The organism is Mesobacillus sp. LC4 (assembly GCF_053543455.1).
Genome location: NZ_JBGCUB010000004.1, coordinates 262217 through 283640, shown reverse-complemented (window position 1 = coordinate 283640; position 21424 = coordinate 262217). Strand labels below are relative to the sequence as shown.

The 21424-nt window shown below is 41.5% G+C and carries 19 protein-coding genes; 5 read left to right on the top strand and 14 right to left on the bottom strand.

The features are described 5' to 3' along the window. Window positions 1-115: 115 nt before the first annotated feature. From fabI to mgtE, 3 genes are all read right to left on the bottom strand, one after another. Window positions 116-883, bottom strand: coding sequence for an enoyl-ACP reductase FabI (gene fabI, locus AB5I83_RS14705; RefSeq protein ID WP_167833802.1), 768 nt, complete (start codon window positions 881-883; stop codon window positions 116-118). Between the two features lie 109 nt (window positions 884-992). Continuing rightward, on the bottom strand, window positions 993-2855 hold the full coding sequence (locus tag AB5I83_RS14700; RefSeq protein ID WP_448976197.1) for a monovalent cation:proton antiporter family protein: 1863 nt from the start codon (window positions 2853-2855) through the stop codon (window positions 993-995). A gap of 45 nt (window positions 2856-2900) precedes the next feature. After that, window positions 2901-4223, bottom strand: coding sequence for a magnesium transporter (gene mgtE / locus AB5I83_RS14695; RefSeq protein WP_448976472.1), 1323 nt, complete (start codon window positions 4221-4223; stop codon window positions 2901-2903). A 270-nt stretch (window positions 4224-4493) separates the two neighbouring features. On the opposite strand from mgtE, the gene prpE reads away from it, so the two are divergent. Then, window positions 4494-5234: a bis(5'-nucleosyl)-tetraphosphatase PrpE gene (gene prpE, locus AB5I83_RS14690; RefSeq protein WP_448976195.1), complete on the top strand. Its 741-nt coding sequence runs from the start codon at window positions 4494-4496 to the stop codon at window positions 5232-5234. A 52-nt stretch (window positions 5235-5286) separates the two neighbouring features. Here prpE and AB5I83_RS14685 read toward each other — a convergent pair whose 3' ends face one another. The 5 genes from AB5I83_RS14685 to AB5I83_RS14665 form a co-directional block, all read right to left on the bottom strand. After that, the gene (locus AB5I83_RS14685) at window positions 5287-6432 is read right to left on the bottom strand and encodes a CAP domain-containing protein (RefSeq protein WP_448976193.1); all 1146 of its coding nucleotides are present in this window, start codon (window positions 6430-6432) and stop codon (window positions 5287-5289) included. Between the two features lie 107 nt (window positions 6433-6539). Next, complete coding sequence (locus AB5I83_RS14680) at window positions 6540-7445, bottom strand: RluA family pseudouridine synthase (protein ID WP_448976191.1); 906 nt, start codon at window positions 7443-7445, stop codon at window positions 6540-6542. A 740-nt stretch (window positions 7446-8185) separates the two neighbouring features. Further along, entirely contained in the window at window positions 8186-8986 is an 801-nt protein-coding gene (locus tag AB5I83_RS14675) for an NAD kinase (protein WP_167833807.1), read from the bottom strand. A 27-nt stretch (window positions 8987-9013) separates the two neighbouring features. After that, entirely contained in the window at window positions 9014-9655 is a 642-nt protein-coding gene (locus AB5I83_RS14670) for a GTP pyrophosphokinase (RefSeq protein ID WP_448976189.1), read from the bottom strand. A 34-nt stretch (window positions 9656-9689) separates the two neighbouring features. Further along, window positions 9690-10070: a UPF0738 family protein gene (locus AB5I83_RS14665; protein WP_448976187.1), complete on the bottom strand. Its 381-nt coding sequence runs from the start codon at window positions 10068-10070 to the stop codon at window positions 9690-9692. A 118-nt stretch (window positions 10071-10188) separates the two neighbouring features. On the opposite strand from AB5I83_RS14665, the gene AB5I83_RS14660 reads away from it, so the two are divergent. From AB5I83_RS14660 to AB5I83_RS14645, 4 genes are all read left to right on the top strand, one after another. Further along, window positions 10189-10797: a CYTH domain-containing protein gene (locus AB5I83_RS14660; protein WP_448976185.1), complete on the top strand. Its 609-nt coding sequence runs from the start codon at window positions 10189-10191 to the stop codon at window positions 10795-10797. Continuing rightward, window positions 10797-11435: a lytic transglycosylase domain-containing protein gene (locus tag AB5I83_RS14655; RefSeq protein WP_448976470.1), complete on the top strand. Its 639-nt coding sequence runs from the start codon at window positions 10797-10799 to the stop codon at window positions 11433-11435. The genes AB5I83_RS14660 and AB5I83_RS14655 overlap by 1 nt, the downstream gene beginning before the upstream one ends. Window positions 11436-11656: 221 nt before the next feature. Continuing rightward, on the top strand, window positions 11657-12058 hold the full coding sequence (locus AB5I83_RS14650) for a globin domain-containing protein (protein ID WP_167833811.1): 402 nt from the start codon (window positions 11657-11659) through the stop codon (window positions 12056-12058). Next, window positions 12055-12936: a ClpXP adapter SpxH family protein gene (locus AB5I83_RS14645; RefSeq protein ID WP_448976182.1), complete on the top strand. Its 882-nt coding sequence runs from the start codon at window positions 12055-12057 to the stop codon at window positions 12934-12936. The genes AB5I83_RS14650 and AB5I83_RS14645 overlap by 4 nt, the downstream gene beginning before the upstream one ends. Window positions 12937-13743: 807 nt before the next feature. Here AB5I83_RS14645 and pepF read toward each other — a convergent pair. The 6 genes from pepF to AB5I83_RS14615 form a co-directional block, all read right to left on the bottom strand. Continuing rightward, window positions 13744-15561 (bottom strand): oligoendopeptidase F, encoded by a 1818-nt coding sequence (pepF, locus tag AB5I83_RS14640; RefSeq protein ID WP_448976180.1) that lies wholly within the window; start codon window positions 15559-15561, stop codon window positions 13744-13746. Between the two features lie 161 nt (window positions 15562-15722). Continuing rightward, window positions 15723-16931 (bottom strand): competence protein CoiA, encoded by a 1209-nt coding sequence (locus AB5I83_RS14635; protein WP_448976178.1) that lies wholly within the window; start codon window positions 16929-16931, stop codon window positions 15723-15725. 232 nt (window positions 16932-17163) lie between these two features. Beyond that, on the bottom strand, window positions 17164-18675 hold the full coding sequence (cls, locus tag AB5I83_RS14630) for a cardiolipin synthase (RefSeq protein ID WP_448976176.1): 1512 nt from the start codon (window positions 18673-18675) through the stop codon (window positions 17164-17166). Between the two features lie 146 nt (window positions 18676-18821). After that, window positions 18822-19493 carry an adaptor protein MecA gene (mecA, locus tag AB5I83_RS14625; protein ID WP_448976174.1) on the bottom strand — a complete coding sequence of 224 codons (672 nt, stop codon included), beginning with the start codon at window positions 19491-19493 and terminating at the stop codon, window positions 18822-18824. A 499-nt stretch (window positions 19494-19992) separates the two neighbouring features. After that, window positions 19993-20388: a transcriptional regulator SpxA gene (gene spxA, locus AB5I83_RS14620; protein ID WP_167833817.1), complete on the bottom strand. Its 396-nt coding sequence runs from the start codon at window positions 20386-20388 to the stop codon at window positions 19993-19995. 434 nt (window positions 20389-20822) lie between these two features. Next, complete coding sequence (locus AB5I83_RS14615) at window positions 20823-21392, bottom strand: GNAT family N-acetyltransferase (RefSeq protein WP_448976172.1); 570 nt, start codon at window positions 21390-21392, stop codon at window positions 20823-20825. Window positions 21393-21424 lie beyond the last annotated feature (32 nt).

Genomic DNA, 21424 nt, shown 5'->3' with positions numbered 1-21424 from the left:
CGAGGGGCTAGGCGCTGGAGCTTGACACTAATCTAAGTGGATAAATTTATACTTTCTTATCCAATAAAAAAAGCCCGCTTGAGATCCAAGCGGACTTTGTTTTGGCAGAGAAGCTTTATAAAATATGGAACCCTGAATCGACATGGATATTCTCGCCAGTAATTCCTCGTGACATGTCGCTGAACAAGAATACCGCTGTGTCGCCTACTTCTTCAGGAGTCGTGTTGCGTCGAAGCGGAGCTTTTTCTTCAATTTCTCTCAAAATAGAATTGAAGTCGCTTACCCCTTTAGCAGACAGGGTACGGATTGGTCCTGCTGAAATCGAGTTTACTCGGATATTATTCTTTCCTAAATCTGCGGCAAGGTAGCGGACACTTGCATCAAGAGATGCTTTTGCAACACCCATGACATTATAGTTCGGAATTGCGCGTTCGCCGCCAAGGTAAGTTAATGTAACAATACTTCCGCCTTCAGCCATCAGTTCCTTCGCTTCCTTCGCTACAGCGGTCAATGAGTATGCGCTGATATTATGTGCCAGCAGGAATCCTTCGCGTGATACATTCATATAGTCGCCCACTAGCTCATCCTTGTTCGCGAATGCGATGCAGTGAGCAACACCTGCGATTGTACCTGCCGCTTTTTTAACATCGCTGAAGCATTTCGCGACATCTTCATCGCTCGTAACATCGCATGGCAATACTAAATAGTTCTCATCCAATGAACCAGCAAGTTCTCGCACACTTTTCTCAAGGCGTTCTCCTGCATAAGTAAAAATCAAATTTGCCCCGGCATTGTGGAGAGATTGAGCAATACCCCAGGCGATACTTCTTTTATTGGCTACACCCATTACTACATATGTTTTACCGTTCAGTGAAAGAGTCATTTTTAAAATTCCCCCTGTTAATACAAGTTATTAGTACCTAGTGCTAATTCTACACTATAATTCTCCATTTGAAAAGAAAAACCCGCCGGGAAGGCGGGTTTAGTTTCTATTAGCACCAAAAACAGAATTCAAGCTCACGTTTAAGTTCATCGACATATTCCTTGGAACCTGTTACGATCAGGCGATCATTCAGCCTCATTTCGGTATCTCCATGAGGGACAATTGATTCGTTCTCGCGCAAAATACGAACAAATATGACATCGCCTGTGAATGGGAAGCGCCTTAGCGTCATACCGTCGAAGTGATCATTCAGCATCCTGATTTCATGCAGAGAATTTTCCTGATTGGTCAGAATCGTCATGACCCCTGGTGATTCAATCATGGCACGCAGCAATGATTCAGAGGAACGCAGGACCGAGAATACCTCAACTCCCTCTCCCTGGGCTTTCTCTGCCAAATCCGGAATTTCAATTCTTGCGATGACACGTTCTACTCCATGCTCCTTCGCACTCATAGCAATGGTTGCGTTCATGTCAGGATCGCCTGTGGAAATAACAATGATATCCGCGTCAAATACTTCATGTTTTTTAAGTGTTTCAATATCATAGTTCTCCATCTCAATGATATCAAAAACAGAATCCGCAATTTGTTTATCCGCTTTTTCCTGTTTTGTATGATAAAGAACAGGTTCATACAGAGAAGATTGCAAAGCACGTGAAACAGGAAGTGTCATCTGATTGGCACCAATGAATACCACCTTGACTTTAACTTCCTCATTCTTTTCCTGCGGGAACAGCTTTTTGAATAAAATCGGTGCCAGAACGCTGGAGATGACTGCTACAAGAATCAGTGTTCCGCTCATCTCCGGTGTAATCATTTCCATTCTTTCACCAATTGTTGCCGCCGCTATGACAAGCGACAAAGTAGATGTCAACAGGAAACCAGCTGCAAGGACTGTTTTCGTGTCATACCATTTTTTCAGCAAATAGACCGGGACTAATTTTGACAAGAACAGCGCCAAAAGCAATAACGGAATTAACAATAAAAGCTTTTTATCACTGAACAATGACCAGACATCAAGGTCCACGCCAACCATTACGAAGAAGATTGGAATCAAGAAGCCATAGCCAAAAGAATCAAGCTTATGGACCATTTCCTGATCAGGTGCGAGCAGGGACACAAGGACACCTGCAAGGAAAGCTCCCAGGATATTTTCGGCTCCTACCGTTTCAGAGATCGCAACCAGTAAAATGATCAGGGCGAAAACGGCACGTGTGCCAATCTGTGTTGTTCCTGTCGAAAGAGCATTTATGAAGGTTCGGTTTTTGAAACTTCTTCCGATAAAATACAGCCCGACACCCGCCGCAAACAGGACTAGCAGAAGCCACGTGTTCCCTTCCCCTCCATCATAAAGAGAGACAAAGACAGCGAGCAGGATCATCGTTACCAGGTCGGCAATAACCGCCACCAACAGGATTGTCTGACCAATATTGGTTTTCATCAGATGCGCATCCTTCAAGGTAGGTACCACGACTCCTAGTGAAATCGTCGAAATGATCAATGTCATTAAGAAGACATTTTCGATAAAGCCTGCAAGGACGAATAAATACGATAATCCTAATGAGGCTATAAAGATGCCAATGAAGATGATTGTGGCTAGCACGAACGTATTTGGCTCTTTTTGCTCATTAGCTTTCCTGCTATTATTTTTTTTATTGCCGGAAAATGCGGTGAAGTCAATCTCAAGTCCGCTCAAGAACATCAGGAACAAGAACCCCAGCGTTGAAAGGGTGCTAAGCCATGCATCTTCATGGACGATGTTAAATCCGCTTTTACCGATGATCAAGCCCATGATGATTTCGGCAACGACTACTGGTATGAAATTCAATTTTAACCGGTGTAATAAAATTGGTGTTAAAAATGCAACAATGATGACGATTACGAGTGAGGTAATCGAAGCATGATGTTCCATCCACTTCCCTCCTTTGTTAAGTAGGATTCATTTTAATTTCAGATATCAAGTAAGATAGCTCATGAAAGCAGTAGCAATTCCAAAATAAATCAAGATACTGATGATATCGTTGATTGTGGTGATAAAAGGACCTGATGCGACAGCAGGGTCGATTTTCAACCTGTGCATGAGCAGCGGAACCAGCGACCCTGCCAGCGTTGCAATGATCAGCGTAATGAAGATGGAAATGCCGACTAACGCTCCGAGGAATAATTCCCCTTTCCAGAAATACACAATAAATGTGACAAGGACACCACAAACAGCACCAGTAATGAATCCAGTTCCCGCTTCTCTCAGGATAATGTTCCATTTGCTCTCTTTATCAAGGTCCCCAGTTGCAATTCCCCTGACAGCTACAGCCAGTGCCTGGGTTCCAGTATTCCCCGCCATTCCGGCGATAAGCGGAATGAATACCGCTAAAATAGCTACCTTATCCAAAGTATCCTCAAATCTACCAATCAAGCTTGCCGTGAACATGCCTAAAAAAAGCAAAATGATGAGCCATGGCAGACGTTTCTTGGCAGCGGTTAACGGATTTCGGTCCACGGTATCAAGATCTGCGATACCTGCCAGCTTTGAGTAATCATCAGAAGCCTCTTCTTCCATTACGTCGATGATGTCATCAACCGTTATGATTCCTAGAAGATGATTTTGGAAGTCCACGACAGGAAGAGCAAGGAAATTATAATCTCTCATCATCCGGGCGACTTCCTCCTGATCCTCTCCAACAGACACGGATACAACGCGATCATTCATGACCTCTGCAATCATCGTTTCATCATCCGCCACAATCAGGTCTCTCAAAGATATAACACCAGCGAGCCTTTTATCTTCATCAATAACGAAAATATAATAGATCGTCTCAGCTTGAGGCGCTTCTTTTTTCAGGATATACATGGCCGATCTCACCGTTTGATTGGCAGAAATCGCAATGAATTCTGTTGTCATGATACTTCCGGCTGTGTATTCTTCATAATGCAGCAAGTCCTTGATTTCCTGTGCTGCCTCTTCGTCCATGATCGTCAAATAACTGGCAACCTGATCTTTATCAAGTTCATTCAATACATCCACAGCGTCATCCGCATACATATTTGAAAGCATATCAGCCGCGTAATTAGGATTCATCTGGGCCAATACATCTTTAAAATCCTCTTCATCGGCTTCCAGGTTCTCGAATAGGTCGGCCATCTCTTCTGGTGAAAGGAAATTATATACTTTCGCACGATCCTCATCATCAAGCTCACTGAAAAATTCGGCCTGGTCATATGGATGCAAGTCTAAAAATTCCGCACGGAAATCATCAATTTTTTCAGAGTAAAGTGCTTCCATCAGCAGTTCAGTATTGATTTGCTGTCTAGATGCTGATTCTTGACGTTCTTCAGACATACACCTTACCCCCTTTCCTTTATGTACATTTCATTATACTAGCATTTATTAAATTCTTTGTCTTTTATCTACTCTTTTTCATTTAAAATTAATTGGGCAACATATGTGAGATGCAGGATTATTTAGTATGTCTTTTTTCTTAACATTCCCTTTTTTGAAGTAAAATTGTCTTTTTTTCCGGAGGTGAAGACGAACAATTAAGGAGGAATCCATATGTACCTCGATATTATTGGGGATATCCATGGCTGTTTTGTTGAATTTGAAGAACTCACTAAAAAAATGGGATACGACTGGAGCACTGGCCTTCCTGTTCATCCTGAAGGCCGTCACCTTGCTTTTGTCGGTGATCTGACTGACCGCGGACCAGAATCCATAAGAACTGCAAAGCTGGTTTGGGATTTAGTTGTAAATAAAAAATCTGCTTTTTATGTTCCCGGAAACCATTGCAATAAATTGTACCGCTACCTGTTAGGAAATAAAGTCCAGACGACTCATGGACTTGAGACAACTGTTTCGGAATATATGTCGATGAATCCAGAGGTGAAGAATGATTTCCGTGAAAAATTCCTCAGGTTATATGAATCTGCACCTCTATACCATGTCCTCGATCAGGGGCGCCTTGTGATAGCACACGCGGGGATCCGTGAAGATTATATAGGGAAAGATAACTCTAAAGTAAAAACATTTGTCCTCTATGGCGACATCACAGGGCAAAGCAATCCGGATGGGACTCCTGTCCGCCGTGATTGGGCAAAGAACTATCAAGGAAAAGCAGCCGTTGTTTATGGGCATACACCCGTTAGAGAGCCAAGAGTTCTCAATAATACTTATAATATCGATACAGGAGCTGTGTTTGGCGGTAATTTGACAGCCTTGCGGTATCCAGAGATGGAACTCGTATCCGTTCCATCCACCCTGCCATTTGTTCCGGAAAAATTCAGGGAGATAAAATAATACCCCATATTGAAAAAGCTAACCATACATACGATGGTTAGCTTTTTCAGCTTTATTTTCCAATAAACATTTGTGTCCAGTAGTTCCCCTGTGTTGTATGCCCAACTCCAATATGCGTGTAGTTAGGACTTAAAATATTTTTCCTATGGCCTTCACTATTCATCCATGCGTTCACGACTTCTTCTGCACTCTGCTGGCCCATCGCGATGTTCTCACCAGCTGAGTTGTATGATACCCCAAAGTCCCTCATCATATCGAACGGTGAACCATAAGTAGGACTCGTATGTGAAAAATAATTCTTTGCCTGCATATCATTGGATTTTTCCTGTGCTACATTGCTTAATGCTGTATCGGGCTGCAGATTTGGCAAACCATTTTTTCTGCGCTGTTCGTTGGTCAGATCAATGACTTTTGCTTCAAACGCACTGAGCTCGGTACCAGACGGTGTTGCTTTTTGCTCTGGAGCTGGTGCAGCTTCTTTTTGCGGAGCTGGGGCTGTTCTTTCCTGTGGTGCCGGTGCTGCTCCTTGTTCTGGGACTGGAGTTGCTCTTTCCTGTGGTGCCGGTGCTGCTCCTTGTTCTGGGGCTGGAGTTGCTCTTTCCTGTGGTGCCGGTGCTGCTTCTTGTTCAGGAGCTGGAGTTGCCCTTTCTTGTGGTGCCGGTGCTGCTCCTTGTCCAGGAGCTGGAATTGCCCTTTCTTGTGGTGTCGGTGCTGCTCCTTGTTTTGGTGCAGGAATTCCTCCCCTATTCAATTGCGGGAGTTCAACACCTGTACGGCGCTGCAATTCGGCCAGCATTTTATCCAGATCAGCTCGTTGCCCTTCTGTTAATGTAAGTCTTCCTTGTCCATTCATTTGTGTGTGTGGAAAATCAGAGCTCGGTATGCCCGTACTATAAGAGTTCGGGTCTATCGTAATAAATCCATCAGGCGTTTGCATGATTTCACTCGTTGCATTTCCGCCTTTTTGATTAAGCTTTTGATCATTTGTATTTCTTTTTGCTGTATTGATTTCTGCTCTTCGCCTTTGCTGCTTGATTCTATTTGCATCGTTATCCCAATAGCTTTCCTGGTTATTCCCCAGGGTGGTCATTCTGTTGTCACGTAAATCCATCGCTTCATCATTATTGTTGCATGCTGCAAGCCCTAATAACATGACAGCGGATACTGCCATTACTTTTCCATGTTTATATATGTTCAAGTGGTGTTTCCTCCTTCATATTTCATTCATTACTTCCTTATGATTTGATTTTTTCACGGAAATATCTGATGAAATATTTGAGAGAAATGTAAAAAGGCAAATCGTGCTTAGCACGACTTGCCTTCATTAAGCACTTCTTCCATATCGTTGGGAAGATTTGCTGTAAAATGCATTGGTTTATGTAAAAACGGGTGGATAAAGGTAAGTTCCCTGCAATGCAAGGCTTGCCTTTGCATTAAGTCTTTGTTGCCGCCATACAAAGTATCACCTATCAGCGGATGGCCAAGGTAACTCATATGAACCCTGATTTGATGGGTTCTGCCTGTTTTTAGCCTGATGTTCATATGAGTGAACTCTCGATATCGTTTGATTACCTCAAACAAAGTACAGGCATATTGTCCTTCTGGATGCACTACCCGTTCAATGATGCTGTCTGGCTTCCTTGCGATTGGCGCTTCAATCATCCCTTCATCCTTTACAACATCCCCTACAGCAAAAGCTTCATATGTCCGTTTCACATCACCCGAACGCTGCTGCTTACTGAATAAATGATGAACATGACTATGTTTGGCAATCAGAACGAGTCCGGAAGTGTCCCTGTCGAGCCTGGTAACAATATGGGTCGTAGCGGAAATACCATTTCTCTCATAATATCCGATCAGTCCGCTCGCCAGGCTGCCGATCGGATGCTCCCGGGAAGGAATCGTATTCATACCCGGAGGTTTGTTGATTACCAGCAAGTATTCATCCTCATACACAATTGAAAGCGGTAATTCCTCCCCCTTCATCCTCTCAGATGGGATTTCGGGAGGGAATTCAATTTTGACAACATCAGCGGATTGCAAAATATACCTGACAGTCACTTCTTGGCCATTCACCGAAATAAAACCACCCTTGAACTTGATGTCTGTCAGAGCAGATTTTGAAATTTCCTTCTCTTTGAGGTATTCCCTTAACATCATCCCCTGATCAGCTTGTGCGGCTGTGAATTCAAGTGTGAAGTTTTTTGCCATATCAGCGGCTCCTGTCGTTTACATTCATTAGTACTAACTTGCTTGATTACTTTATTGATAAAACAGCTCTGAAACCTTCCTACAAAATCGGAGTTGCTCAGCTATCTAAAGATATTATTCAAAAAGGAGGTTCTTAGACATTTTGGGAGTTCATCCACCTCGAAATGTCTATAAAAGCCTACTTCTTAGACATTTTGTACCATCATCAACCTCGAAATGTCTATAAAACACTACTTCTTAGACATTTTGCACGTCCAACTACCTCGAAATGTCCATAAAACACCAGTTCTTAGACATTTTGGGAGTTCATCCACCTCGAAATGTCTATAAAACCACACTTCTTAGACATTTTGAACCGTCACCCACCTCGAAATGTCCATAAAACACCAGTTCTTAGACATTTTGGGAGTTCATTAACCTCAAAATGTCTATAAAACACTACTTCTTAGACATTTTGGACCGTCATCCACCTCGAAATGTCTATAAAACACTACTTCTTAGACATTTTGGACCGTCATCCACCTCGAAATGTCCATAAAACACCAGTTCTTAGACATTTTGGGAGTTCATCAACCTCGAAATGTCCATAAAACACCAGTTCTTAGACATTTTGGGAGTTCATCTACCTCGAAATGTCTATAAAACACTACTTCTTAGACATTTTGGACCGGCATCACCCTCAAAATGTCCATAAAATCTCGGTTTTTAACGTCCAATAAGGTTCCTATCTCCAAAACCTCTTAATCACTATCAGAGATAAAGGAATCATGCACCCTTTTCCAGAATGGGAACGGGCGGAAACGGGCGAAGCGGATTTTCTCATCGGCTACGCGGAATTGAATCGATTTCACGTCTTTGTGCAGAAGTGTCAAATGGTCAACCGTTACCTGGAAATCTGGCCTATTCACCGGTTTTAATGTACAGGTATGGTGATCAGGAAGAATCAGCGGTGATCCCACTGTCCGGAATACACGGTTATTGATGGAGGCCATTTCCGCAACCTGGATTGCCCTTAATGAAGGATGCAGGATGGCTCCGCCCAAAGCTTTATTGTAGGCTGTACTCCCTGAGGGTGTGGATACGCATAACCCGTCTCCACGGAAGCGTTCAAAATGCTGCCCTCTGATTTCAACATCCATGACCAGGGTGCCTTCAACAGATTTGACGGTCGATTCATTCAGGGCTAGATACCTTGTTTCCCTCCCGCCATGCTGGTACCTGATGATAACCTCCAGCAATGGGTATTCAATCACCTGGTATGGCGTTTTGGCCACAGCGATGACAAGTTTTTCGATTTCTTCAGGGACCCAATCGGCATAAAAGCCCAGGTGTCCGGTATGTACTCCAATGAATGCTGTTTTGTCCAGCCTGCTGCTATATCGATGGAAGGCATATAAAAGAGTGCCATCCCCTCCTACCGAGATGCAAATATCCGGCTGATCTTCATCATATTGTAGATCAAAGTCCAAAAGATACGTCTTCATCTTATGCATCAACGTATTGGACCGGGAATCCCCTTTTGAAGTGATCGCAAATTTCATGTATCAAACACCCCTGCATTTCGGATTTTAACTATTCTTCCCATCCTGTTGCATTTCTTTTTTTCGTGTAAAAAATGCTTGTGCATCCTGAATTTCCCCTCGGATGGTCGACATTTCTTCATCGAGCCGGAATGCGGCTTCTGCTGCGCGCTGCAGCCTGATCTTTATATCCTCCGGAAAAAGCCCCTTATATTTATAATTAAGTGAATGTTCTACTGTCGCCCAGAAATTCATAGCCAATGTCCTGATTTGGATTTCTGCCAGTATCTTTCTTTCGCCGCGGATCGTCTGGACAGGATAGCGGATTACCACATGATAGGAGCGATAGCCGCTCGCTTTTTTATGTGATATGTAATCCCTTTCTTCAACAATCTCAAAATCATTCCGGATTCTCAGTAGTTCCACAACTGTCTTGATGTCATCTACAAACTGGCACATGATTCTAAGGCCGGCAATATCCTGCATTTCTGAGTCAAGCTTATCAAGTGAAATTCCTTTTTGATGGGCTTTATCCAGTATGCTTGCAATGGGCTTTACCCTTCCCGTGACGAATTCAATCGGGGAATGGTCGGAATGGAGCTCATACTGGCTCCTGATTCCCTTAAGCTTTACCTTTAATTCTTCAACAGCATGCTTATAGGGTTCTAAAAATTGATCCCAGTGTTTCACTTCAGTCACCTCATCCGGTTCTATTCACGAAAGCCTAAGCCGAGGGTGCGGCAAATACCTGTTCCACTTTCGCAACCATTTCCTCTCCGTAATTGCTGTTTCCGGTTATATTCTCAATCAAATATTCCATTTCACTTTGGAAGCCATCCAGTTTTAGTTTTCCGTTCTTATTCGTTAAAAACGTTTCAAGTCCTGCCTGGATACCATTCTGAATAACACTCCATGTGCCTTCAGGAATGGTAACGTATCGGTATCCTTCTTCTTGATCAACAATATAAACAAATGATAATTGATCGGAATCGACGAGCATTTGCCCTGTTGGAGCAAAAGCCGCAAGATCAGTCTCTATGTTCGCTGTGAGATGTAATTCATTATTTTCAATTTTCGCGTCGGTAATTAAAATTCTTTGGCTCATTTTTTCAACCTCCATAATCTTTTTTATTTTATCATAACGAACCATTTTCTACTAAGGATTGAAGCATACCCGATTTAAAGAGATAATAAGGACAACATACTGGAAAGGGCGGAGAAATGTGAGCCAGAATATTGAAATAGAATTCAAGAACATGCTGACTCAAGATGAATTCCAAGTACTTAGGATACACTTCAATATAGAGCCAGAGCAATTCAAAAAACAAATCAACCATTATTTTGATACAAACACCTTCGCCTTGAAGGACAAAGGTTCTGCCTTAAGGATCAGAGAAAAAGGATCAAGTTTTGAATTGACATTAAAGCAGCCAGCTGAACAAGGGTTGCTGGAAACAAACCAGATTTTGACGGCCAGCCAGGCTCAGAAGGCTTTGTCCTCTGGAGAGCTTCCTGAAGGTGAAGTAAAACACGCAGTTTCAAAACTTATGCATAGCTCAAGCTCCCTGAACTACTTTGGATCGCTGACAACCGTGCGGGCTGAGGTTGAGTATAAAGATGGATTACTTGTTTTGGACCATAGTTACTATTTAAATACAGAAGATTATGAGCTAGAATATGAAGTGACGAATGAATCTGAAGGTTATAAGGTTTTCTCCAAATTACTCGAAGAACTAAAAATCTCACTCAAGCCGACCGATAATAAAATTAAAAGATTTTACGCTAAAAAATATAATCTGTTACAAGAAAAGAACCAGGCAGGAGAATCATGATGAATGTTAACCAGATAAAAGTCATGCTTGAATTGCAAGCGCTCCAAAACTTCAACCAGCCAACAAACCAATCAGGAAACGGACTTTTTCAAGAAATGCTTTCCGGCATCCTTATGAATCAAAGCGACTCTCTTGGTGCTACAGCCACAAGGTTGGAAGAGTTATTTGACAATGCGCAAACTGCGGTTAACAATTTCCCAAAACAAAACATTGCACAGATGCTTCCTCCATTCCAACTGTCTAAAGTGGCAGGTAAAAACAAAGCGGATTTCGACGGCATAATTGATCAGGCTGCTTCTATGTTCAATATTCCAGCCAAGCTCATCAAATCCGTCATTCAAAAGGAATCCAATTTCAATCCAAATGCCATCAGCCATGCCGGTGCTTCAGGACTGATGCAATTAATGCCTGCGACAGCCAGGGGTCTTGGAGTTAAAAATGTATTTGATCCATCGGAAAATATAATTGCTGGAAGTAAATATCTTCGTCAGATGCTCGACAGGTATGATGATAATCTGGAGCTTGCACTTGCAGCTTATAATGCCGGACCCGGAAATGTAGATAAATATGGCGGAATCCCGCCATTCAAAGAGACGCAAAACTATGTTAGGAACGTCACGGATGTCTTTTACGGATAAAAGGAAGCTTTAAAAGGATAATATTCCCATTAGTTTAGACCGTCTGTTAGTGGTAACAGGCGGTCTTTTTGTGTAAATTAGTAAAGCAATCAATAAAAAATCCGTTTTTACAAAATTCAAGACGATTTGTTTGAGATATAAATTTAGCATTGCTACAATAAATAGCATAACTATCAAAGCTGAATGAAATTTCAAAATCTATTTTAAAGGAGTTTATCAATATGGTTGAGAATAAGACCTTACCATTCGAAGCCATTGGCGAAAGGACACTTCACCGGCTGGTCGATGCTTTTTACCACCGAGTTGGAATGCATCCTGATCTTGCTCCTATATTCCCTGATGATTTAACGGAAACTGCTCGAAAGCAAAAGCAGTTCTTAACTCAATACTTAGGAGGACCACCCTTATATACCAATGAACATGGGCACCCCATGCTCCGTGCACGCCATTTGCCGTTCGAAATTACGCCGACCAGAGCGACAGCCTGGCTCGCCTGCATGACGGAGGCCATGGATGACGTAGGACTTGAAGGACCTGTGAGGGAGGACTTTTACGCAAGACTTTACCTGACCGCCCAGCATATGATTAATACACCAGACGATGAAACTGGTGATAACCTATGAAACTGAGTCGGGAAAACCTTTTAAGCTATGACCCATCAGAGTTTTGCCACAGCCTGGATAAAAAACCTATTGAAATTTATATATTTGTCGATCCGCTCTGTCCAGAATGCTGGGCACTTGAACCTATCATCAAGAAACTTCAAATCGAATATGGCAGGTATTTTTCCATTCGACATGTATTAAGCGGCAAACTGGCCACCCTGAACATGAGCAGGAAAAAACGCTATGAAACGATTGCTGATCTTTGGGAAAAAACAGCTAGCAGAACGGGTATGTCCTGTGACGGATCTTTGTGGTTTGAAAACCCCGTGTCATCCCCATATTTAGCTTCGATTGCGATAAAGTCAGCTGAACTTCAGGGGAGAAAGAAAGGCATTCGATTCCTGCGTAAGCTTCAGGAGGTCCTTTTTCTTGAAAAACAGAATGTGTCTAACTTCGAGGTGTTAAAAAGTTGCGCTAGAAGCGTCGGTTTAGACGTAGAGGAATTTGTCACCGACATTCATTCTGAAACCGCTGCAAAAGCATTTCAGTGCGATTTAAAAATAACGAATGAAATGGATGTCCAGGAAATCCCGACTTTCGTCTTTTTTAATGCTAATGTCGAGGAAGAGGGAATCAAGATTACTGGTCTTTACCCTTATGAGGTGTACGTACAGATTCTTGAAGAAATGCTTCAGGAAAAGCCAGAGCGTGCACAGCCGCCGATGCTTGAACAATTCCTGAAGCAATATAAGATGGTCGCCTCGAAGGAAGTAGCTGTTGTCTATGACATGACCGTCCAACAGGCCGAGAAGGAATTGAAGAAATTGATGCTAAAACAAAGAGTCGAACAAATCCCTGCTAAATACGGGGTTTTCTGGCGCTACCAAGAAGGATGACCGTGCATTTGCACGGTTTTTTTAATTGAGCCTTGTATAGGCTTTCCTTTTGTTTGGGAATTGCTCTAGAAAAGATGGTTGGATCGATTAATTTGGAATGTGGTCGATATATTTAAAAATCCGCTGATATAATTCATAATGTGGTCGATATATTTAAAAATCCGCTGATATGTTGTAAGTAGTGAACGGTTATATAACAAAACGCGGATGTACGGCTCCAAATTGGTGTATATATATTTCCCCCTATTCTTTTACCTAGATTCACAGGATTTGAACAGAAAAAGGCCTTGCAGCTCTCCAACTGCAAGGCCTCTTCTCTATTTTATACGAACAAAGGGGATGGGAGAAATTTTTCACGGTCAAACAAAGGGGTAAATGTTTGCTTGTGATCAACTTCACGCCATAAATATATCACATCCTGGCTCTTTATCACAATAACCTTGTGTGTTATTTCACAATATTGTCAAATACAGTTCATGAATGCCCGAGCGTACGCATATAAATGAAATATAAAGCGATTCGGAGTGATTAAATTGGATAAACTAGGACTTTCTTTTATGGCTCTGTTCATACTTTTTTCATTTGTTCTTCATATACTTGGATTAATGCATCTCTTACCCATTTATCTTACTTCCCCTATCTTGTTTCTGTCTTTATTTATTTTACTGATATATTTAAATAACCGTAAAAAGTTCAAAGGTTTTTAACTATCTGCCTTCAAGATCTACGAGCTAATTTCATCAGTATACTTAATTCGACCTTATCAAAAAAACCGGCCGCGATAAACTGAGCGGCCGGTTTCATTATTTATGAAAGCAATGCTTCCATTTCGTTTAACTTTTCTTCAAAGACCTTCAATGCTTCCTGTATTGGTTTTGCACTTGTCATATCGACGCCTGCCTTTTTCAATACTTCGATTGGATAATCCGAGCTGCCTGATTTCAGGAAGTCAATATAGCGGTCAACAGCCGGCTGGCCTTCTTCAAGGATCTGTTTGCTGAGCGCCGTTGCTGCACTGAAGCCAGTCGCATACTGATAAACATAGTAATTGTAGTAGAAGTGTGGGATTCTTGACCATTCAAGACCGATTTCTTCATCAATCATGATATCCTCTTCACCAAAATACTTTTTGTTTAGCTCGTAGTAATCCTTTGTCAGTGAATCAGCTGTCAGTGCCTCGTTATTCTGGGCTTTTTGGTGGATCATATGTTCAAATTCAGCAAACATCGTTTGTCTGAATACTGTTCCACGGAAGCCTTCGAGGTAATGATTCAATAGATACAGACGCTTCTGCTCATCATCGATGGTTTTTAGCATATAGTCATTCAATAATGCTTCGTTGCAAGTTGAAGCCACTTCAGCAACGAAAATTGAGTAATTACCGTAAGGATACGGCTGGGATTTTCTTGTGTAGTAGCTGTGTACGGAATGTCCGAATTCATGTGCTAGCGTAAACAAATTATTTACATTGTCCTGCCAGTTCATCAAAATATATGGATTTGTACCATAAGCTCCTGATGAATAGGCTCCGCTGCGCTTCCCTTTGTTCTCATACACATCCACCCAGCGGTTTTCGAATCCTTCTTGAAGGATATTGTTATATTCATCGCCAAGAGGTGCCAAACCTTTTAGGACATATTCCTTTGCTTCTCCATAAGGAATCTCCATCTTCACATCCTTGACAAGCGGTGTGTACAGATCATACATATGAAGCTTCTCGAGGCCTAATACCTTCCTGCGAAGCTTAACATATCTGTGAAGGAGATGCAGATTGTCATTCACCGTATTCACGAGGTTTTCATAGACACTTTCAGGGATATTGTTCGCAGCAAGCGCAGCATGTCTCGCAGAGTCATATTTGCGGATCCTTGCATTGAAGTTATCCTTTTTGATATTGCCGCTCAATGTGCTGGCAAAAGTATTCTTAAAGCTGCCATATGTTTTATACACAGCTTTGAAAGCATCCTCACGAACCCTGCGATCCTCGCTTTCCAGGAACCTGATGTAACGGCCGTGCGTGATTTCCACATCTTCTCCGTTCTCATCCTTAATGGAAGGAAATTCGAGATCGGCATTGTTCAGCATTCCAAATGTATTTGAAGGTGAGCTCATCACCTCAGAAGCCTGAGCCAGAAGTGCTTCCTCTTCAGCGGAAAGAATATGCGGGCGCTGAAGGTTGATTTCCTCCAATGCATGCTCATAAAGCTTCAATTCTTCTTTTTCATTCAAAAAGCCCTTGATCTTCTCTTCATCCACAGCGAGGATTTCTGGTACGATGAAGGCAAGCGCGCTTGCTGCTTGAGAATAAAGATTCTTGATACGGTCATCCATCCCTTGGTAAAAGGAATTGGTTGTGTCCTGGTCATAGCGCATATGCGCGTATGTATAGAGTCTTCCGAGACGCTCAAGCATTTTATCCTGCAACTGTAGTGCATTATATAGTTGGTCCGCGCTATCGCCTAGCTTGCCCTGATACTCCTGGACAGAAGGAATCAAGCCCTTCACTTCATTGAATTCTTGTTCCCATTGCTCATCAACTGCGAAAATATCCTCAAGTCTCCACGTATTCTCTGTGGAAACCTCGTCTCTTGCTGGCAATTTCTTTACTGCAGATTCATTTGACATATGGATCCTCCTTACAACAATTTCGGAATTCGAAAAACTTTTCTAGTAACATATTCGCTAACGGATTCTTAATTCCTTCATTAATTTTAAGAAGCAGAAAAGTTTTTTTGTATCTACATTCTCATTCTTAACTTCCTTATTTTACGCCTCCTTTCCCATTTTCATGTTAAGTTAAAAATCAAATGGCCAATTTTATTTTGATGTTCAGCAAAAAATTCTGCTTCAGCCTTCAGTTGGTCTTCGATTGAAGCGGCCATCACAATATCCTTTACTACCCTCACTGTACCAGAGTCAATCTTATCCAGATACGATAGTTTGGTTAAAAGAAAAACATATTCTGCAAGGGTGTGCCAGACATCTCTGTGGGCGGCAACTGGGAGCTGCCTGAGCTTGATATCGCCCTTTTCGACCCGATTGGCAAAAGCCTCACGAATCCTCGAATAATAGATGATATCTCCTCTTTTAAAATAACGAAAAACATCAAGGTAAAGATAGGTTTGCCAGATGAAAGATGGGGTTTCAATATAGGGGCTTGAGTGTACTGGAAGACCGAAAACTGGAGGAAGAGAGAGAAGGCTCAAACGGTTACGGTACAACTCTTTTAGAAATCGGTTTTTCCTTGCTCCAGGCGATCGCAGATACTGTGATTTCAACTTTCGATTCTCTGTTTGCCATGCTTTCATAAATGCAAACCTTTCTGCAGCGGGACTAATGAGGTGCTGAATGGAAGATTGATTAAGAGACTTCACTTCAAGACTAGTGATGGTTTTTCTTGAGGAAATTGGAATAGCTCCATGAAGGTTGATGAATTGTCCTGAAATCGGGCAAAAAGCCGGGATATTCCAATTGTGCCGATGCAGACGAAAGAAAAGATAGAGAAAGTTATTCAAACCTACAACATTCTTCGTCTTCCGTTTAATCAGGGTCTCGGCAGCAATCCAAATCGGGATTACCCCATGACCGAAATACGTTTTTGTTCTCTTCTCAAATATCTCAGCAGGTATGACTGAACATTGGAATTCAATTGCATATTTTTGATTTTGGAATTCAAAGGCAATGTCCGGTTTTTGCTTCATTAAGGGATCATAACTCTCTAACACTGCATTGATTCCTTGTTTCTTTAGCCAGTTATAAAGAGCCAGCTTGCCTGATCGATGATATTCAGATTCTCGATCATACTCATATTCGCAGCTGCCCCCTGCCAAATGTGAAAAATGCCAACTCTTCTTGCTTCCCAACTTCATGATGACTTCTTCACCGCACTCCGGACAGTGAAACTTCTCGCTTGACCGGATGCCTATTAAATCTTTTTTTTGCCACTTTTCACCCAGGGATAATCGATCACCATTGCTCTTATTTGCTACTAGCACATTCTTTGCGCCTCCTTCCACTGTGAAATATTCGAGGCAGCCGAGGTAAAACCTTTTTACTATAAAAAGATTTATAAAACGTTCACAAAGTACAAAAAGCGCAAGTTCCTCGTTCAGCCCCGACAAGCGCTGGAGGACCTGCCAGTGAAGTCGTTCTTTGACTTCATTGACAGGACCGAAATCGAATAACTTCCTATACAAAAAAGAAAAACCCGGATACTTGATCCAGGTTTTAAAGCATTGGCGACAGTAGCCGAGATGTCGATTCCAGAAGCCTGTAGCCGATATGGCGTTTATTGAAGTCATCAATGACAATCTCTGATGAATCGAGAATGTCATTTTCAAATTCTTTTACAAGCTTCACCGTGCTGCTCGTTTTGTACAGAAAGGCATTGACCTCGAAATTCAAGTGGAAGCTTCTCATATCCATGTTCGAAGTTCCGATGGAAGCGAGCTCTCCGTCAACAATGACGATTTTGCTGTGCATGAAGCCTTTTTCATATTCATATATTTTCACCCCAGCTTCGAGCAGTTCTGGAAAGTACGACCTCGATGCGAAGAACACGATTTTTTTATCTGGTCGCTTCGGCACTAATAGCCTGACATCCAGGCCACTGAGAGCGGCAACTTTAATCGCACTGAAAATGTCTTCATCAGGGATGAAGTATGGTGAGGCGATCCAAACAGACTTATCGGCAGAGGAAATCATTGAAAAGAAGATATTTTTGATGACACTCCATTCATTATCCGGTCCCCCAGCAATCATCTGTACCCCGCCATGAGTGTTCGCCTGCAATGCTGGAGATAGATAATCCGATGTCAAAAAGCTATTATTCGTCATGTAATACCAATCTTGAAGGAAAATCAACTGCAGGCTCCGCACCGCTTCTCCTTTCGCCATTAAATGAGTATCTCTCCAAAACCCGAATCCCTCGTCCCTGCCAAGGTATTCATCACCGATATTCAAGCCTCCCACAAAACCGACAGTCCCATCTATGACGATGATCTTCCTATGATTCCTGAAGTTGAATTTACTGTTAAGGAACGGCAGGCGGACAGGTCCGAATTCAACCACTTCTACCCCCGCTTCACTCAAGTCAGCAATATACTTTTTCGAAAGCTTCCAGGATCCAACAGAATCGAAAAGAAACCGGACCTTTACTCCTTTTCTTGCTTTACTGATCAATACCTCCTTAATTTCTTCTCCAATCTCATCATCGCGGACAATGTAATATTCCATGTGAATATGGTGGGTTGCCTTTTTCAGTTCTTCAAGTATATGGCTAAAGGTTTCGTCTCCATTTGTCAGGACTTGTGTCGAAGTTGCAAATGAGATAGGGCTGTTACCTAGCTTTTGGGCAAGATTGAATAACCGGCGATGGTCTTCCTCCATTTCCAGCATCCTTGCTTTGTTTGCTCTTTCACTGTCCCCTTCTATCCTCGAAAAAGCTTGTTTATCAAGAAAGTATTTGCGGCGAAACATTTTTTCCTTCCGATGATTCCTGCCGAATAATAAATAAAAAATAAAACCAACGACCGGAAAACCGCCAAGAACGACAATCCAGGTCAGTGTCTGGGCTGGATGACGATTCTCAAGGAATATTACAAAGCTGATAAAAATCACGGTGAGTGACATAAAAATACTGATATATCCAAGATAAACCGTGTCAAGCTTTTCATAAAACAAATAATAGATGCCAGCAAGTATAAATAAAAACGTTAAGATCCGCACAGTGTTCTTCATTGTTACCACCTGTTTTCTCTCTCTGGATTTTTCCCGTAACGAAGGTTAGGAGCTATAGATATATATACGTTTCTATTAAGTAAAGGGATTCATACATAAAAAATTATATCAAAAAAGCCGATTCCATCTCTGAAATCGGCCTGCTCTCATGAAAAATGTTTTCGTATAACACTAAATACATCTTCTCCGATAATCTTGTTACCGTATTCATCTAAACGGTGAACCGTAACTGTCGATTCCTGACCGTACTCTAGAAGGACACTTAGAATATTGTCAATTTCCTCTTCATCTTCAAAAACCTGCTCAGGAAATTCAATGTACAAATAATACTTATCTTCATAGCTGTATAAGCTGGTTTTCACACTGTCAATCCCTGGCCTTTTTGAAAGGGCTATGACATCTTCGAAATCCTTGAAATAAAGAAGGAATTCTAAATCGTCATCGAATGCCGAATCATCATCCTCAATTCCTTTTGGATTGAATTGATGGTCAAGCAATTCCTCAATTCGTTCATCAACAGGCAAATCCTTTAGCTTGTCATTTGGAAGCGGCAGTTCAAACTTGGGACCATCTTTAGAAAGCTGTGCCTTTGTCACCAGTACCTCCAGGCCTTTTTCCAGGGCCTGAACCTGAATCCATAAAGGACCTTCAACAGCAAACTCTTCCTCGGCATGGACTTCATCCATCATTTCCCAGAATAGTTCTTCGCTGCGATCACGGTTATACCATATTTCTTCCCGGTCAAACCCGCGCTCCTCTATGTCCATATATGAAATATAAAACTTAACCGTATTCTCATTGATACGCTCAATTTCCATTCGCTTTCTCTCCCTTCCAGGCAAAGATTTGAAGGGACTAAATACCCCCAAAAAAAGCAGTTAGTCTTTATCAATACCCCTAATAAATAAGTCTGAATCACCTTGATTTACAAAGGGGACTGTGTAAATGAATATACAATCTTGTACTTTTATTTTATGTTATATTAAGCCATTTGGGAAACAAAATATACACCCATTTTTATAAAAGGCTAATGAATGATATCGACTGAATAGCCTTACTGTTGAGGATGCTGCGGGGATTACGCCAAGTGCGCTGACTAAAGCACAGGATTTTCATCCCTTTAGATCCAAGCAAAGCAAGCAGACGATTCAAACTTTAAATGGGAATTTAACACAACTAATTTAAAGTATTCTTTACATTTTAACAGAAAAATGGCTGAATTTCAATTTGCCTGCATGTTCAGGCGAGCAGAAAATATTATCTTGCATAAAACAAATAAAAGCCCCCAAATGATGGGAGCCTTATGAAATATTATGTTTAATTTACTAAACGCTGAGCTTCTCGTAACTGGAAAGTACGGACTTTACGCGGAAGGAATCGTCTGATCTCATCTTCATTGTATCCAACTTGCAGGCGTTTCTCATCAATGATGATCGGCCGGCGAAGCAAGCCAGGGTTTTCCTTGATCACCTCAAACAGTTCCTGTAAAGGCATTGTTTCCAGGTTCACATCTAGCTTTTGGAAGGTCTTAGAACGAGTAGAAATGATCTCATCCGTTCCATCTTCGGTCATACGTAGAATTTCCTTTATTTCATCAATAGATAAAGGCTCTGAGAATATGTTTCTTTCAGTATATGAAATTTCATGTTCTTCCAGCCATGACTTGGCCTTTCTGCAAGAGGTACAACTTGGTGAAGTGTATAAAGTGACCATTGGTAATTCACACTCCCTTAGATTTACTTATATATTATTTGCTTCAAATGAACTTTCATTTCTTAAATAATAATAAGTTTAATTTTATAATTCATATTGATTATTATACACCAATGACTTAATAAAAGGTATCCCTTTTGATAAATTATTCCGGGTAGTTATGTAAGGTTATTTTTACTCTTCTCTATATATAACGAACGAAATAGAAAAAAGTTTCAAGAAAATTATATTTTTCATCACCTTCTACGTACAATCTATATAAATATTCGTACAATTCCGGCCAGTTGTGTCCGTCTAGTTTTCATTTTACTAATTTAATTATATTTACCCGGCCACATCAGGGTTAAACCTACTTTTTTAAAAAAGTTTTATTCTCAATTAATTCCACAAAAATGAAAACGCAACCATGTAGAAACAATGGCTGCGCTAGTGTCTTAGATATCTTGTAGTAAATCATCCCGTTCGTCTTCTACAGTCAAAACTTCTTCAACGGGCTGGTATGATTCACCATAAAACTTTTCGTCTTTATAAGTATGAATCATATTATAGGTTTTCTTCATTGCCTCATAAACCAAATCCTCTGACGCTTCGTCCGGTGACCAGTATAGGATTTCCATCTCATTGATTTCTTTCGTAGCGAGCGACCGGCGTCTGTACCCAATCGTACGAGCATGCTCAAAGCCTTCCCTCTTATAAAAACGCAGGCGTTTTTCAGTATCAGTATCCTCATAATTAACAGGTTCAACCTCGAGGATAATTGGCTTGGCCTTCTCCTTCAGCTTCTCGATTAATTTATGGCCAAGTCCTTGGCCTCGAGTCGTCTTCGACACGAAAAGGTAATCAATGAATACAAAATCATCTGTCTCAACATACATGAGAACATGCCCTGGGCCTTCATCCTTATGGTAAATCTCTGGTCTTTCCTTTAGCAGTGTTTCCATATGCTCTTTTGATTTCATTTCCTCAATTGGGAAATACTGATTTAGTTTCTCATACCAATGCATTGCTTATCTCCTTTTTGATTTTATTCCATCCC